Source organism: Cryobacterium sp. TMT2-14, from assembly GCF_004402465.1.
GTDB classification, from domain to species: domain Bacteria; phylum Actinomycetota; class Actinomycetes; order Actinomycetales; family Microbacteriaceae; genus Cryobacterium; species Cryobacterium sandaracinum.
This window is the reverse complement of the sequence record NZ_SOFV01000039.1, coordinates 38,349-53,455: the sequence shown is the minus strand read 5'-3', so window position 1 is coordinate 53,455 and position 15,107 is coordinate 38,349. Positions and strand designations below refer to the sequence as shown.

Here is a 15,107-nt window from a genome sequence, read left to right as displayed (position 1 = left end):
ACTAGTGAGTTCGGGTAACTCAACGGTCGTTTCTCAGAAGGTACGCTCAGTCTGCCCTCTGCGATAGAGGCGTGTTGCGTGGTTCCACTGCGCCGATCGCAGGGATTCTGTCGCCGGTGTCGAGCGTGGGGGGAAGGGCCATTGGTCCCTCGGGCGCGTAGTGGCAAATAGGCTGACTCATATGGAGAATTCATGAAGATTTCGGTGATCGGCTGTGGCTACCTCGGGGCCGTGCACGCGTCGGCGATGGCCGAACTCGGCCACGAGGTGGTGGGCATCGATATCGACGCCCGCAAGATCGAGCAGCTGGCCGCGGGCAAGCCGCCGTTCTACGAGCCGGGTCTGCCGGAGATTCTTACCTCGGCCATGGCGTCGGGTCGCCTACGCTTCAGCACCGACATTGCCGAAGCCGCCGGCGCCCAGGTGCACTTCATCGGCGTCGGAACCCCGCAAAAGGCCGGCAGCCATGCCGCCGACCTCAGCTACGTCGACGCTGCCATACAGTCGCTGCTGCCTCACCTCGCCGCCGGTGACCTGGTCGTGGGTAAAAGCACGGTGCCGGTCGGCACCGCGGCGCGCCTTGCCGCCGTGATCGAGGCCGCCGGCAGCGGCGCGACCCTTGCCTGGAATCCGGAGTTTCTGCGCGAGGGCTTCGCCGTGAAAGACACCATCAGCCCCGACCGGCTGGTCTACGGCATCGCTCTTGGAGAGGCCGGCGAGCACGCCACTGCCTTGCTGAACGATGTCTATGCCTCGGCGATGGCCGCTCAGACCCCGTTGATCGTCACCGACTATGCCACCGCCGAGCTCGTGAAGGTCTCAGCCAATGCGTTTCTCGCCACCAAGATCAGTTTCATCAACGCCATGTCCGAGATCGCCGACGTCTCCGGGGCGAACATCACGGAACTGGCTGACGCCATCGGCTTCGACGTGCGTATCGGCCGCAAGTTCCTTAACGCCGGCGTCGGTTTCGGCGGCGGCTGCCTGCCCAAGGACATCCGTGCTTTCACCGCCCGGGCGGAGGAACTCGGCCGGGGCGACTCGGTCGCATTTTTGAAGGAGGTCGACGCGATCAACCTGCGGCAGCGGCAGCGGGTCGTCGCGATGACCCTGCAGGCTCTGGACAAGCCCGTTTACACCGCCAAGGTGGCCGTGCTGGGGCTGAGCTTCAAGCCGCACTCCGACGACGTGCGCGACTCGCCAGCCCTCGACGTGGCCGTGCAACTGCGAGGTCTCGGCGCCGATGTGGTGGCGACCGACCCGCAGGGAATTGAAAACTCGAGGTTGCGGCATCCGCAGCTCACCTACTCAACCAGCATCGAGGAGACCTTGCGTGACGCGGACGCGGTCGTGCTGGTCACCGAGTGGGCCGAGTTCAAGCAGATCGACCCGGTCTGGGCGGCCACACTCGTGCGTGTTCCCATCATCATCGACGGCCGGAACACGCTCGATGCGGCCGTGTGGCGGGCTGCGGGCTGGACGTACCTGGGGCTCGGTCGACCGTGATGGCTGATCCAGCTCATACCCCTCTGACGAAGCCGAAACGCCGAGGGCGGCGGATCGTGCTCGTCGCCATCACCGCAGCAATCCTCCTCGTTACCGGCGCCGCGGGTATCTATGCGTGGAGCCTGAGCAATACCTTTGACACCCAGACAGTGAAGATTCCGGATGTTTTTCCCGACGAGGCGTCTCGCCCGACGGCGGCACCCGTCGATGCGGCGAGCGGGCAGAACGCGACAGGGCAGAACATCCTCCTGCTCGGCTCTGACACGCGGGGAGCCAACGATGGGTCCATTGCAGACCTGACCGGCCAGCGTTCGGACACCATCATGGTGGTGCATGTGCCGGCGAACCGCGAAAACATCTACGTCATGTCGATCATGCGCGACAGTTGGCTCGAGATTCCTGGCCGTGGCGAGGCCAAGATCAACGCCGCGATGTCTTTTGGCGGAGTGCCCCTTGCAGTGCAGACCGTCGAAGGCCTCCTTGGTGCGCGCATCGACCATGTTGCGATTGTCGATTTCACCGGTTTCGAGGGCATCACAGATGCGCTGGGCGGCGTGGACATCGACAATCCGATCGGATTCGACTCGTCCCATCTGAAGGGGCATTACTTCGCAAAGGGAACGCACCTCTTGAACGGGACGGAGGCGCTGGCCTTCGTGCGGGAACGCTACGCCTTCTCCGACGGCGACTTTCAGCGCGCACGTAACCAGCAAGCCTTCATCAAGGCTGTGCTCGGCAAGTCGCTGACGGCGGAAACCCTCACAAATCCCGCCAAGATCAGCGACCTGGTTGGGGCGATTGCTCCCTATCTCGCCGTAGACGACGGGCTGGACTCGTCCTACGTAGCCGGTCTGGCCGTCGAACTGCGCGATGTGCGCGTGGGTGACGTGACGTTCTTCACCCTGCCGACAACGGGCACCGGCACCTCACCTGACGGACAGTCCATCGTCGTTATCGATCAAGACAAGCTGAAGGGCGTGCAGAAGGGGTTCCAGACGGACACTCTCGATGCGGTCCAGCCGGAGGTGCAGACTACGGAGTGAACGGGCTGGCACCGCGGAGCCGGCGTGTGCGCCAGCCGACACTGGGCGATCGGCCGGCATGGGTTAGCGTACGTGGGTGACTGATTCAACCGACGACCGCGCCGCCGCTCACGCCCGACCTCGGGGGGTAAAGAGCCGTCACCGGCGAGTTCTGATCACCCTCACCGTGCTTATCGGACTCGTCGTTCTGCTCGGTGCCGCCGGGGGATGGGTCGGCTCTCGGGCGCTGACTGCCAAGGCAGAGCTCGAAAAGGCGCAGACCCTCGTGGGTGGCCTGAAGACCCAGGCCACGGCCATGGACTTTGCGGGCGTCGGTGACACAGCTACGAAACTCTCCGTCGCCACGAGCAAGGCTGTCGATCAGACTCATGACCCGCTGTGGCGGGCTGCGGAAATCGTTCCGTTCGCTGGCCCAAACCTCTCTGCCGTGCGCCAGATGGCAGAGGCCATCGACATGGTGGCGCAGGATGCGGTCGCGCCGATCGCGTCAGTGGCGTCAGGCCTGAGTGCCGCGTCGCTGAAGCCCGTTGACGGAAAGATTAACCTCGGGCCGATCGTGAAGCTGAACACAGCCCTCGCCACGGCGAGCACCGCGCTCGACTCGGCGGCGGTAGTTGTTGCCAATATTGAACTCGACGGCACCATCGAACAGGTCAGCGCGGCCGGCACCAAACTCTCGACTATGCTCGACGGCGCGGCGACTAGCGTGAGGGACGTGAACTCGTTCACCGCGGTGGCACCCGACATGCTCGGAGCCTCGGGGCCACGTACCTACATTCTCGTTTTCCAAAACCTAGCTGAGACAACCGCGCTCGGTGGAACGGCCGCCGCCCTGACCGAGGTCACCGTGCTCGACGGCAAGATCAGCATCGGCCGCCAGGCGTCTAGCCAAACCTTCCTGAAAGACGCCGTGAGTCCGGCGATTGGAGAAGACGCCAAGGTCTCTTCGCTGTTCACCTCGCTGATGTACACCAGACTGAACCTCGCGACCAGCCGGCCCGACTTCCCCACCGCAGCCGAGATCGCGCAGGCGTTCTGGCAACGGGACGTCGGCGGAACCGTCGACGGAGTAATCTCAATCGACCCCGTCGCTCTGGCGCACATGCTGGGCGCTACTGGCCCGGTCACGATGCGTACCGGTGATGTGCTCTCGAAGGACAACGCCGTGGCCCTGCTTCTGAACGAAATCTACTTCCGTTACCAGGGCCGGGATGGGCCTGACCAGACCGACGCTTTCTTCGCCGAGGCCGCTAAAACCATGTTCGACGCCGTGACGAACTCGCAGGCCGAACCGCAGACCATGCTGAAAGCCGTCACCCAAGGTGTCAGCGAGCACCGCATCATGGCGTGGAGCGCGCACCCCGAGGAGCAGAAGATTCTCGAGGGCACCCCCATCGCCGGCATCCTGCCCACAACCAACGATGAGTCGACCACCACGGGCGTGTTCTTCCGGGACATGTCGGCGTCGAAGATGGATTTCTACCTCGAAACCGCCGCGACGCTCAGTACGGATGTCTGCACCGCGGCGACCCCGACGTTCACCACGACGGCCAAGCTGCACTCCACCCTCACGCCGGAACTGGCGGCGGTGCTTCCGAGCTACGTGGCCAGCGGCGCGTGGGGCGTCAAACAGTTCCGCACCGAGGTCTTCGTCTATGGGCCTCCCGGCACGACCTTCGTGTCGTCGTCGATCGACGCCGTCGACGGGGCCGGTCTGGAGACCACCACCGACGACCTCGGCCGGCCCGTGGCACGGTTCTCGGTCATGCTGACCCCCGGTCAGACCAGCGCGGTCACGGCCGTCTTTACCGGCCCCGCCGGCACCTACGCGGCACCGGAACTGCGCACGACGCCGATGCTGAACCCGACAACGGTCACGGTCGACGCCCCCGGCTGCAGTACCGCGAAGTAGACAAGCGGGTGCACGGATAAATGAGCGGCTCACCGATTCGCTGGCAACACGGTAGACGTTCCTGCCTTCCTGTAAGTCTGCGCCTCAGCGGCGGGGGAAAGACCGCGGCTGCTGGCGATTGACGAAGCGAGTGCGATAGAAAAAGTTTCCAACGCCAAGCAGCACGATCAGGCTCAGGCTGCTCACCAGAACAATGACGGCGAGCGGAGACAGGCTCGAGGCCACGGAACTGGCGGAGTCCGCCGAGTCGAGCACCTCGGACGGGGTGGGGGTCGCGGTGGCCTTCGAGGTGGCTGCGGTTTCAGGTTGCAGCTGCAGTTGAAGAGGCGCAGTTGGCGTGGTCGTCGTGATGCCGAGCACGCTCAGGTCTGAGGCATCCACAGCTGTTTTCTCGTCCGAGTCTCGATCGCTGGACCGCGATCTGCTGTAATTCGAGCTGCTGTAATTCGATCTGCTGTACTGCGAGCGGCTCCCCGCCGGCTCTTTATTCGAGGTCGTGGTCGGGCTCTCCTGGGTCACAGGCGCGGGAGCAACGGCTTCGGGTGCAACGGTCAGGTCGGCGGGTGCCGGTTCCGTCGGCGCTTGGCTGACCTCCGGTTCGGGTGTGTCAGTGGCCGGCGTGTCAACCGGGCTCGGGTTGACCGGGGTGGACGTTTCGGGCGGGGTCTCCGGTACTGGAGCGGTCGAATCATCCGACGTTACGACCGGCTCTTCGTTGGTCGCCGTTGAGGGCGGTTCTTCGGCCCAGGCCATGATCGCGGGAGAGCCGATCGAGAGCGCTAAGGCCAACGATCCGGCGGCGATGGCCGCCCCCCAGGCTGCCGACGTAGTCATCTGAAGCCTGTGTCGCTAGAGCGTCATGGTGATAGCGGCAAAACCGGTGATTCCCGCGGCGGCGGCCGCGACGAAGAGAAACGCGTATTGAAGTCGCTTGTGACTGCGCCCACGTCTAAGCAGAGCTTTGTGCCCCATCTGCTCGGGGCGGATCCTAGTCACGTTTTAGCTTATGGCGCGGGTGATGACGTGCAGCACGATCCGTTGTCCCCAAAACGGGGTGGGCGTGCACGAGCGGGCTCTTGGCGTACGCAGCGGTTTCACGTGGTGGCGCACCCCTGAGTGTCACACGCGGCGAACGTGTGCTCCTACAAAATGAACGCACAACGAGGGTCAAGTTCAAATGTGCGGTGCAGACGCTAGGGCAGCAGCGCGCCGCCTTCGAAGCAGGTGCTGGTCGAGCTGAGGTAGATCACCGGAGGAACTGCCGTGTTCGACCCAGTCGAGATACTCAGCCCGGGCGCGTCGTTGGAGCCGCCCGCTGAAACACGAGTCATCGTTCTCGCAGCACCGGTCTCCTCACCCGTGATCTCGTTGCCTGGCACGGTCTTGGTCCAGCCGGCCTTTTCCTTCGTCTTGATCAGCGTGTCGGCCATGGCCAGCGGCTCGGTTCCGTTGTTGAGCCAGACGTAGCGCATGTTCTGCCAGGCGTGCAGCGTGGCCTGCGGGTTGCCGTCGGCGCCCAGACAGCCCACCGCGGCGTTCATCACCTGGTCGACGTGGTCGATCAGGGACTGGTCAATAGCGGCGATGGCCTCGTCGACGGTGCTGGTGGTCGTGGTTTCCTCAACATGTTTCGGGGTGACGCCCTGTGCATCGGAGCCGCCGGCGCATCCGCTCACCATCAGCACGCCGGCAACCACGGCGGCTCCAGCGAGTGCTCTACCCCTGTGACGATTCAATCTGCGCAGCATGCTGGCCCCCAAATCTTGCGGACGTTGCCTCTTGGCGGCTCGCCTTGTTCCTGCGCAGAACACCGCTCGCTGTAAGCCTAGAGGCCGACAAGCAAACGCCCTCACTGTCAAGGTGTTCTTTCCGTTCAGGACTGTTCCAGCAGGGCCGGAGCACTTTGCGCGGGCGTCGAACGCGGAGCGTCGAGCCTCGCCTTCCAGGCGAGGGCTGGGCGCTCCACCAGCCACCAGCTGAGCGTTGCCGCCAACAGAGTGATCGGCAGGGAGAGCAGGGGGCCGTGCGGGATGGCCGGCGTGGCACTCAGCCACAGCACCACCGGGTAGTTCCACAGGTACGCCGCATACGAGATGGTGCCGAGAGCCAGTGCGGGCTTCAGCCACCGTTTCGGGAGGGTCTTCCACTCACGCAGGTGCAAGATGATCACCACCGTCAAGAGAGCCACCAGCGGGCCGATCGCCACGTACGTGAGGTGCCAGCTCTTAGCGATCGGGGAGAACGTGATCACCATCAGAATGCCCAGGCTGAGGAGTGAGAGCGCAGCCCGCGGAATGCCGGATTTGGGGAGGAGCCGGCCCAGAGCATCCTGACCCACGTAGGCGGCGGCGCCGATCACCATCGCGATCGCCCAGGAGCTGGGCAGCGTGTAGATGCGCGTAATGTCCGGGGCTGTCATCAGCATCGACGCGATCATGACGGTGGCGATGGCGAGCACCGATACCGCCAGCACCCAGCGCATGCGACGGAACCGCACCCCGATGGCCAGCAGGATCGGCCAGACGAGGTAGAACTGTTCCTCGGTGGCCAGCGTCCACAGGTGGCTGATGCCCGAACTGCCCAGCGGGATTGGCAGGTTGCCGGTGTAGGTGATGCCGATGAGCAGGGCACGGCCAAGGCCTGCCTTATCACCCCAGGGGTCAAGAATCAGCGTGACCACGGCCAGAACACCCAACATGAGCACCAGCGCGGGAACCAGTCGTAGTGCGCGATTGCGGTAGAAGCGGCCGTATCGCACCCGACCGAAGCGACCGATGTCGGAGAGGAGCAGCCCGGTGATCAGGTAGCCGCTGAGGGCGAAGAACATGACGACACCCACGATGCCGCCGCCGCCGAACGTGGACGGCCACGCGTGGCGCAGCAGGACCAGCCCGATGGCGAGGCCGCGAATGAGGTCGAGGCCTTCGATGCGCCCGTGTCTACGTGTTTCGGGCACCAATGGTCCTTCGTTCAAACGGCAGTGTGACCAGACTACCGAGCGGGCTGAGGGTTCGAGCGAGCCTGACCCTCGCTGGCCGAGGTGCGTCACTGTTTTTTTCTCGGTCAGGTGAATGATTCGACCCGAGTAAGCTTGAGGCTCGGATTTCAAGGGGTGTGCGCGTGGTCGACCGGGAGCTTCAGCGGGAACAGCAGTATGTCGCGAACCTGTATGCGCGCCTCGACGCGCTGCAGCGGGAGGCCGAGCAGCAGCTTGTGGCCGTGCGGCGGCTCGACGTGGGCGGCAACCACCAGTCGCGCTCCGAACGAGACACGTTCGCGCGCCTCTACGAAGACCGCATCGTGCAGCTGCGCGAGGTCGACGACCGGTTGGCGTTCGGCCGGCTCGAAGTGGCCGCCGACTCCTCTGACTCCGACTCTGACTCTGACTCTTCCTATTCTTCCGACTCGACGGATGCCTCCGTCTACCGCTACATCGGCCGACTGGGGCTGAGGGACGAAGACCTGCAGCCCATTCTGCTCGACTGGCGGGTGCCGCAGGCCAGCGCGTTCTACCAGGCCACCGCGGCGACGCCACTCGGGGCCCGCGCCCGCCGGCATCTGCTCTCGAAGGGGCGGGACATCGTGCGCATCGAGGACGAGATCCTCGACGCCGCGCTTCTCGAGGACGATTCGGCAACCCAGCACCAGGGGGAGGGCGCGCTGCTGGCCGCACTCACCGCCCAGCGCACCGGGCACATGAGCGATATCGTGTCGACGATTCAGGCGGAGCAGGACCGCATCATCCGTTCAGACCTGAAAGGCGTGCTCGTCGTGCAGGGCGGCCCGGGCACCGGCAAGACGGCCGTGGCCTTGCACCGCGCGGCATACCTCTTATATACGCATCGGGATCGGCTGAAGAACTCGGGTGTGCTCATCGTGGGGCCGTCAGAGTCCTTCCTGCACTACATCGAGGCGGTGCTGCCGTCGCTGGGGGAGACCGGGGTGGTGCTCGCATCCGTGGGCCAGCTCTACCCGGGCATCGAGGCCACCCGAGAGGATGCCCCGGCCGTCGCCGCGATCAAGGGCCAGACCTCGATGGCCCGGCTCGTTCAGCGTGCCGTGCGGTCGCGGCAGCGGGTGCCGGCGTCGGCGCAAGTGCTCGTCGTGAACGGTGACCGGCTCACGCTCAAGCCGCAACTGATCGAGACCGCGATTCACCGGGCGCGGGCCGGCGGCAAGCCGCACAACGAGGCCCGGGTCACGTTCGTGAAGAACGCGCTCGCCGCGCTCTCCCGGGAGTGGCTCGCGCAGTTGAAGGACCAGGGCCGGTCGATGGATGACACCGATCTGCCCATGCTGCGCGAAGACCTGCGCCTGGCCGACGACGTGCGGGTGGCGCTGAACACGGCCTGGCTGCCGCTCACCCCCGAGAAGCTCGTGCAAGACCTCTACGCCCGACCGCAATGGCTGGCGCAGCTCACCCCCACCTGGACGCCCGCGCAGCGCGCACTGCTGCACCGGCCGCGCGATGCCGAGTTCACCATCTCGGACGTGCCGCTGCTCGACGAGGCGGCCGAGCACCTGGGCGAGTACAACGTGGTCGACGCAGCCCAGAAGCGCGAGCAGAAGGAGCAGCGCAAGCGCGACGTGGAGAACGCCGAGCTGGCAATCTCGAACATGGAGGTGAAGGGGCTCGTGAACGCCAAGGCGCTCGCCGACAACTTCGCCGAGCTCGGCGACCGGGCCACCACGGCCGAGCGCGCTGCGCTCGACCGCACCTGGACTTACGGTCACGTGGTCGTCGACGAAGCACAGGAGCTGTCGCCGATGCAGTGGCGGCTGGTGCTGCGGCGCGGCCCGCTGCGGTCGTTCACGATCGTGGGCGACATCGCCCAGGCGGCGTCGGCCGCGGCCGCGTCGAACTGGCGCGACGCCCTCGAGCCCCTGCTCGGCTCCTCGCTCGAGGCCTCGCGGTGGCGGCTCGAGGAGCTCACCGTGAACTACCGCACGCCGAGCCAGATCGCTTCGGCTGCCGAGTCGATGGCGCTCGCGCACGATCTGCCGATCACCCCAGCCAGGTCGGTGCGGGCGAGCGAGTGGCCGATTGAGACTTTCACGGATGTTGTTTCGGCCGTTAGGCGGGAACGCTCGCTGGGTCTCGGGGGAACCGTTGCAGTGATCGTGCTGGAGCACTTTCTGGCTGGAGTTGTTGGTTCGCTGGCTGCTGCGTTCGGTTCCTTGGGCGTCAGTGTCGGTGTCGGGGCTGCGGGGCTGCTCAAGGATGTGGCGGTGCTCACCCCGCAGGATTCGAAGGGGCTGGAGTTCGACGCCGTGATCGTGGTGGACCCGGCGGGGATCGTGGCGGCGTCTTCGCGTGGGGCCGGGGCGCTGTACGTGGCCATGACGCGTCCGACGCAACGGCTGTATCTCGTGGCGACGGGGGAGTTGCCCGCGGGGCTGTAGCGGTGGTTTCGCGGCTCGGTGGTGGTGCTTGTCGGTGGTTTCGCTTGTCGGTGGTTTCGCTTGTCGAAACCCGGCGAGCCATTCTCTGAACCCGCGACGCGGCATCCGTGCCCCTGCGTTATCTGCGGACTTTTTCGCGACACGCCTTTCCCCGTGGCTGGGGTGACCCGGTCTTTTCGGACGGGGTCACCCCACCCGGGCACATAGGGCGTGTCCCGAAATTCTCCGAGTTAACGTCACGACGGACGCTCCCGCGCGAGCCCCGACGGCTCCCGCCGCCGCGGCACCCGTCTCCCCACACGCAGCCCCGCACCCTGCCCGCACCCGCCCCGAAACCCGCCCCGAAACCCCGCCCCGCCCCGCACCTGCCCCGCACCCGCCCCGAAACCTGCCCCGCGCCCGCCCCGAAACCCCGCCCCGCACCTGCCCCGCACCCGCCCCGAAACCTGCCCCGGCTCGACAAGCAGGGCCCGCTGTACACTTTTTAGGGCGTCGCGCATGGGTGACGTCAAGCTCCGGGCCACGACTACGGCCCCGAGTAACTGAAAAGGATCCACACTTCACATGACGACACTTCCCCGCCTGGTTGCCTTCGATCTCGATGACACGCTTGCCGCCTCCAAATCGCCGCTCGACCCGCGCATGGCGGAACTCTTGGTCAGCCTGCTCGGCGTCGTCGAGGTGTGCGTGATCTCCGGCGGGCAGATCGCCCAGTTCCACATGCAGCTGATCGACAACCTCGAGGCCGTGAGTGACGGCATCCTTTCGCGCCTGCATCTGATGCCCACCTGCGGCACCCAGTACTACCGCCACGTCGAGGGTTCCTGGACCCAGATCTACGCCGAATACCTGACCGACGCCGAGAAGACGGATGCCCTCGCCGCCGTCGAGATCTCCGCGCGTTCACTCGGCTACTGGGAGAGCGACACGTGGGGGCCGATCCTCGAGGACCGCGGTTCGCAGATCACCTTCTCCGCCCTCGGCCAGGCCGCCCCGGTGGCCGCCAAAGTCGCGTGGGACCCAACGGGTGAGAAGAAGAACACCCTGCGCGAAGCCGTTCAGGCGCTACTGCCCGACCTCGAGGTGCGCTCCGGCGGCTCCACCTCGGTGGACATCACCCGTCGCGGCATCGACAAGGCCTACGGCATGCTCAAACTCGCCGCCCTCACCGGCGTTCCCCTCGACGACATGCTGTTCGTCGGCGACCGCCTCGACGAAAACGGCAACGACTACCCGGTCAAGGTTCTCGGCGTCGAATGCGTCGCCGTGGAGGGTTGGGAAGACACGGCCGCGTTCCTCGAAACGCTGATTCCTCAGCTCGAGGCCACCGCCGCCGCAGCAGCCGCTGCCACTGCCTCCGCCTCCGCCTGACGGATTCTGATCAGTCGAACCCCGCGACGAAATCTTGCAACCACGGCCGCAGGTCCGGCCCGAGGTCCTCGCGGTCTGCGGCGAGCCGCACGATCGCCTTGATGTAGTCCAGGCGGTCGCCGGTGTCATAGCGGCGGCCGCGGAAGATCACTCCGAACACGCCACCCGTCGCATCCGGGGTCGTCGCAAGCTCCTGCAGCGCATCCGTGAGCTGAATCTCGTTGCCCTTGCCCGGCAGGGTGTGCTCGAGCACGTCGAACACCTCCGGGCGCAGCACATAGCGGCCGATGATGGCCAGGTTCGACGGGGCATCCGCGGCGCTGGGCTTCTCCACGAGCCCGGTCACGCGCACTACGTCGGGGTCGTCGGTGGGCTCGATCGCGGCACAGCCGTAGAGGTGGATCTGCGACGGATCGACCTCCATCAGCGCCACGATGCTGGCGTTGCGCGCGCCCTGCTCCACCAGCATCCGGGCCAGCAACGGGTCACGGATGTCGATCAGGTCATCACCCAGCAGCACCGCGAACGGCTTGTCGCCGACGTGCATCTTCGCGCGCAGCACCGCATGCCCGAGTCCGAGCGGGTCGCCCTGGCGCAAGTAGTGGATGTCGGCCAGCCGGGTGGGGAGCCGCACCTTCGCCAGGCGGTCGTGGTCGCCCTTCTTCTCGAGCAGCGACTCCAACTCGGTCATGCGGTCGAAGTGGTTCTCCAACGCGTTCTTATGCCGCCCTGTCACCATCAGTAGGTCGGTCAGGCCGGCCGCGGCTGCCTCCTCGACCACGTACTGGATCGCGGGCTTGTCGACGACGGGAAGCATTTCCTTCGGCATGGCCTTGGTCGCCGGCAAAAAGCGTGTTCCCAGTCCTGCCGCGGGAATGACGGCCTTGGTAATCTCGGAGCTCATGAGACTCAGACTAAGGGCGCAGTGTTGCCGCCGCATCTCCCACCGCGGATCTTTCGGTCTGGCGCCGTGATCTGTCTCGGCCACCGGCCACTGCCCGTGAGGTCACCTGCCGCCCGCTCCGGGCTGCCTTGCCGTACCCCTGAGTCGGGCTGGCAGCTGCGGCTAATTCAGGAGAAACTCGGCCACAGTCATCCGTTGCGCCGTATTCCCGGGGGCTGTGCCGCGCATCCAGCCCAGATCTCCTGAGTTAGCCACCTGTGAGTCCGGTGGCCGGTGCCTCAGCTGGCATAACTCCTGCAATTCGCGGCCGGAGGGTCACGCCAGGCCGGGTCGGGCACATCCGTCAGAATCTGCAGGAGTTATGCACGCACGTAGGGGGCTAACTCAGGAAAACCGGGCCGGCTGCGGCTTGCGCCCCCGGAATTACGCAACGGATACCGAGGCCCATCCCGGATCTCCTGAGTTAGCCACAGAAAAGGCAAGTGCACGTGCCGACGGGCACCCCGGCGCACACCCGCACCCGACCTGCAGTCCCCGTCAGCGCCCGCGGCCGCCGCGCAACAGAACCAGCCCGAGCACCGTGCCGACGGCGGCCCCGACCGTGTTCGCGACCACATCGGCGAGGGTGGCGAAGCGGTCCGGCAGGAAGATCAGCTGCCCGAGCTCGATGGTGCAGCTCGCCGCGAACCCGACCAGCACGGCCAGCCACCACCGTCGTGCGCCGGCCACGAGCACGACGAACAGGCCGACCGGCACGAACAGGGCGATGTTGGCGATGAACTCGACCAGGCCGTAGCGCACCCAGCCGGGCGCGCCGTGTTCCTGCAGCCAATCGATAAGGGCCAGGAGTGAATCGTATGCCGCCCGGTCGACCGGCACCGGCCAGAACGCGATGAAGGCCAGCGCGACCAGATAGGCGAGCATGAGCCAGGGCGCCCACCGGCGCAGCCGGGTGGGCGCGGCTCCGCCCGCCGCGGCAGGGCCCGGCGGTCTCGGCGGGGGAGTGCGACTCGCGTCGGTCATGTCTCGCCTCCCGGTACGTCACGATCGGCGAACCGACGGCGCCGGGACCTGACCGCAACACTGTCGATCTATTTACCGTAGACGCATCCGTGCGCGGGGGCTCGCAAATACGCTCTGAGCCGAAGGATGCCCACCGCCGACCACTTCTATTCCGGTCGAGAGTGACTGGTAAAGCGGGCGCTCTCGACCGGAACGGGCACCCTCACGACGGGAACCCCGCCCCTACCGCCCGGCCGACACCCGCTTCGGCAGCACGAAGACGAGCAGCAGTGCCAGCACGCTGAACGCGGCGCTCACGCCCATCGCCGCGGTGGCGCTGTCGGTGAAGCCGGCGGCGACGGCCTCCGCACCGGGGCCGGCCACGACCAGCGTGCCGAAGAAGACGCTGCCGATCACGGCGATGCCCACGGCGCTGCCGACCCGCTGCATCACGCCGACCACGCCGCTGGCCGCACCGGCCTCGGAGCGGTCCACGGTCGCCACGATGAACTGGGCGTTCGGCGCGATGAAGAATCCGCTGCCGAGACCCGCGATCAGCAGCGGCGGCAGCAGCTCCCAGTTGGTGATCGCCGGGCCGATCAGGAGCAGGGCGAGCCAGACCCAGACCAGGCCGATGGTGACCAGGGACACGCCGATGATCAGCACGGTGCGGCCGAGCCGCTGCGCCAGCCGGTTGCTCTGCGAGGCGCCGATGATGGTTCCGATCGCGAACGGGATCGATACCAGCCCCGACTCGAGGGCGGTGTGCCCGAGGCCGGCCTGCCAGAGGATCGAAATGGTGAAGAAGATGCTGGTGAACGCGGCGAAGTAGACCAGCGCGAGCACGATGCCGCCGGTGAACGCCGGGTGCCGGAACAGCCGCGGCGGCACCAGCGGGCTCTTGCCCCACCGGGTGTACGCCACCTCCCAGAAGCCGAATGCCACAATCAACAGCGCCCCCGCCGCCAGGGTCAGGTAGGTCCAGAGCGGCCAGTTCTGGTCCTCGCCCTCGATCAGGGGAACGAGCAGCGCCACGAGCCCGCCGGAGATCAGCAGCAGGCCCACCCAGTCGATGCCGCCGCTCGGGGTGCCCGGGGCACGTTCGGAGCCGGCCGGCAACAGGATCGCCGCCGCGACGAGGGCGACGATGCCGATCGGCAGGTTGACCCAGAAGACCAGGCGCCATCCGTTCTCGTCGCCGAAGGCCTCGATGATCAGGCCGCCGATGATCGGGCCGAGCGCCGTGGATACGCCGATCACCGTGCCCATGATCGCGAACGCCTTGCCGCGGGTGATGGGCGGGAACAGAAGCTGGATCACAGCGGTCACGGCCGGCACGAACATGCCGCCGGCAAGCCCCTGCACGACCCGGGCGATGATCAGCTGCAGATCGTTCTGCGCGAGCCCGCAGGCGAGGCTGGCCAGGGTGAACAGCAGCAGACCGGTGAAGAAGACCCACTTGTGGCCGATGCGGTCGCCGAGCCGCCCGGCCGGGATCAGCGCGATCCCGAAGGCGAGCGCGTAGCCGGAGATGATCCAGGAGAGGGTGGCCTCCGAGGCATCCAGGCTGGTACGGATGGTCGGAAGCGCCACATTCACGATCGTGGTGTCGAGCAGCGCCATGAACATGCCGGCCAGCAGCACGATCAGGGCCTGCCAGGCATGCCGTGGGATAGCGACAGGTGCGGGGAGACCCGGGCTGGAATCGGTCATGACATGATCCTCTCGCGCTTCTGGCCGCGCCGGCCCGGCCGCACCAAACATCAACTACCAAACACCAACTACAAAAACCCCCACTCCGAAGAGTGAGGGTTTTGCATATCTGTCGGGGTAACAGGATTTGAACCTGCGACCTCGTCGTCCCGAACGACGCGCGCTACCAAGCTGCGCCATACCCCGATGGCCCGTAAGCCTTAACAAGTATAACCCCCCGGATGCCGTACCACGACCATCCGGTGCCGAGCCT

11 protein-coding genes and 1 tRNA gene are annotated in these 15,107 nt (G+C 66.3%); 5 read left to right on the top strand and 7 right to left on the bottom strand.

Annotation, left to right across the window (positions count from 1 at the left end):
* Positions 1-192 precede the first annotated feature (192 nt).
* The 3 genes from E3O28_RS13125 to E3O28_RS13115 all read left to right on the top strand — a co-directional run bounded on the left by E3O28_RS13125 (position 193) and on the right by E3O28_RS13115 (position 4,461).
* Positions 193-1,506 (top strand): UDP-glucose/GDP-mannose dehydrogenase family protein, encoded by a 1,314-nt coding sequence (locus E3O28_RS13125; RefSeq protein ID WP_134416337.1) that lies wholly within the window; start codon positions 193-195, stop codon positions 1,504-1,506.
* Positions 1,507-1,562: 56 nt separating this feature from the next.
* Positions 1,563-2,549 carry an LCP family protein gene (locus E3O28_RS13120; protein ID WP_166784829.1) on the top strand — a complete coding sequence of 329 codons (987 nt, stop codon included), beginning with the start codon at positions 1,563-1,565 and terminating at the stop codon, positions 2,547-2,549.
* Between the two features lie 76 nt (positions 2,550-2,625).
* Positions 2,626-4,461 (top strand): DUF4012 domain-containing protein, encoded by a 1,836-nt coding sequence (locus E3O28_RS13115; RefSeq protein WP_134416333.1) that lies wholly within the window; start codon positions 2,626-2,628, stop codon positions 4,459-4,461.
* Between the two features lie 84 nt (positions 4,462-4,545).
* Here the strand turns inward: E3O28_RS13115 and E3O28_RS16745 are convergent, their stop codons facing one another.
* The 3 genes from E3O28_RS16745 to E3O28_RS13100 all read right to left on the bottom strand — a co-directional run bounded on the left by E3O28_RS16745 (position 4,546) and on the right by E3O28_RS13100 (position 7,417).
* Positions 4,546-5,295, bottom strand: coding sequence for a hypothetical protein (locus E3O28_RS16745; RefSeq protein WP_134416331.1), 750 nt, complete (start codon positions 5,293-5,295; stop codon positions 4,546-4,548).
* 359 nt (positions 5,296-5,654) lie between these two features.
* The gene (locus E3O28_RS13105; RefSeq protein WP_134416329.1) at positions 5,655-6,158 is read right to left on the bottom strand and encodes a hypothetical protein; all 504 of its coding nucleotides are present in this window, start codon (positions 6,156-6,158) and stop codon (positions 5,655-5,657) included.
* 176 nt (positions 6,159-6,334) lie between these two features.
* A complete protein-coding gene (locus tag E3O28_RS13100; RefSeq protein ID WP_166784826.1) occupies positions 6,335-7,417 on the bottom strand; it encodes an acyltransferase in 1,083 nt (360 codons plus the stop codon).
* A gap of 164 nt (positions 7,418-7,581) precedes the next feature.
* Here E3O28_RS13100 and E3O28_RS13095 point away from each other — a divergent pair, with 164 nt between their 5' ends.
* Positions 7,582-9,864 (top strand): ATP-binding domain-containing protein, encoded by a 2,283-nt coding sequence (locus E3O28_RS13095; RefSeq protein WP_174721907.1) that lies wholly within the window; start codon positions 7,582-7,584, stop codon positions 9,862-9,864.
* A gap of 564 nt (positions 9,865-10,428) precedes the next feature.
* Positions 10,429-11,235, top strand: a complete 807-nt coding sequence (locus E3O28_RS13090) for an HAD-IIB family hydrolase (RefSeq protein WP_134416323.1) — start codon at positions 10,429-10,431, stop codon at positions 11,233-11,235.
* Positions 11,236-11,245: 10 nt separating this feature from the next.
* Here E3O28_RS13090 and E3O28_RS13085 read toward each other — a convergent pair whose 3' ends face one another.
* The 4 genes from E3O28_RS13085 to E3O28_RS13070 all read right to left on the bottom strand — a co-directional run bounded on the left by E3O28_RS13085 (position 11,246) and on the right by E3O28_RS13070 (position 15,040).
* The gene (locus tag E3O28_RS13085; RefSeq protein ID WP_134401256.1) at positions 11,246-12,139 is read right to left on the bottom strand and encodes a UTP--glucose-1-phosphate uridylyltransferase; all 894 of its coding nucleotides are present in this window, start codon (positions 12,137-12,139) and stop codon (positions 11,246-11,248) included.
* 537 nt (positions 12,140-12,676) lie between these two features.
* Positions 12,677-13,162: a VanZ family protein gene (locus E3O28_RS13080; protein WP_134416321.1), complete on the bottom strand. Its 486-nt coding sequence runs from the start codon at positions 13,160-13,162 to the stop codon at positions 12,677-12,679.
* Positions 13,163-13,384: 222 nt separating this feature from the next.
* On the bottom strand, positions 13,385-14,854 hold the full coding sequence (locus E3O28_RS13075) for a DHA2 family efflux MFS transporter permease subunit (protein WP_134416319.1): 1,470 nt from the start codon (positions 14,852-14,854) through the stop codon (positions 13,385-13,387).
* 112 nt (positions 14,855-14,966) lie between these two features.
* Positions 14,967-15,040, bottom strand: a tRNA-Pro gene (locus E3O28_RS13070).
* Positions 15,041-15,107: the final 67 nt, after the last annotated feature.

Coding starts and splice junctions, on each gene's coding strand:
- E3O28_RS13125 (WP_134416337.1), top strand. CDS start 193: ATGAAGATTTCGGTGATCGGCTGTGGCTACCTCGGGGCCGTGCACGCG.
- E3O28_RS16745 (WP_134416331.1), bottom strand. CDS start 5,295: ATGACTACGTCGGCAGCCTGGGGGGCGGCCATCGCCGCCGGATCGTTG.
- E3O28_RS13090 (WP_134416323.1), top strand. CDS start 10,429: ATGACGACACTTCCCCGCCTGGTTGCCTTCGATCTCGATGACACGCTT.
- E3O28_RS13085 (WP_134401256.1), bottom strand. CDS start 12,139: ATGAGCTCCGAGATTACCAAGGCCGTCATTCCCGCGGCAGGACTGGGA.
- E3O28_RS13080 (WP_134416321.1), bottom strand. CDS start 13,162: ATGACCGACGCGAGTCGCACTCCCCCGCCGAGACCGCCGGGCCCTGCC.
- E3O28_RS13075 (WP_134416319.1), bottom strand. CDS start 14,854: ATGACCGATTCCAGCCCGGGTCTCCCCGCACCTGTCGCTATCCCACGG.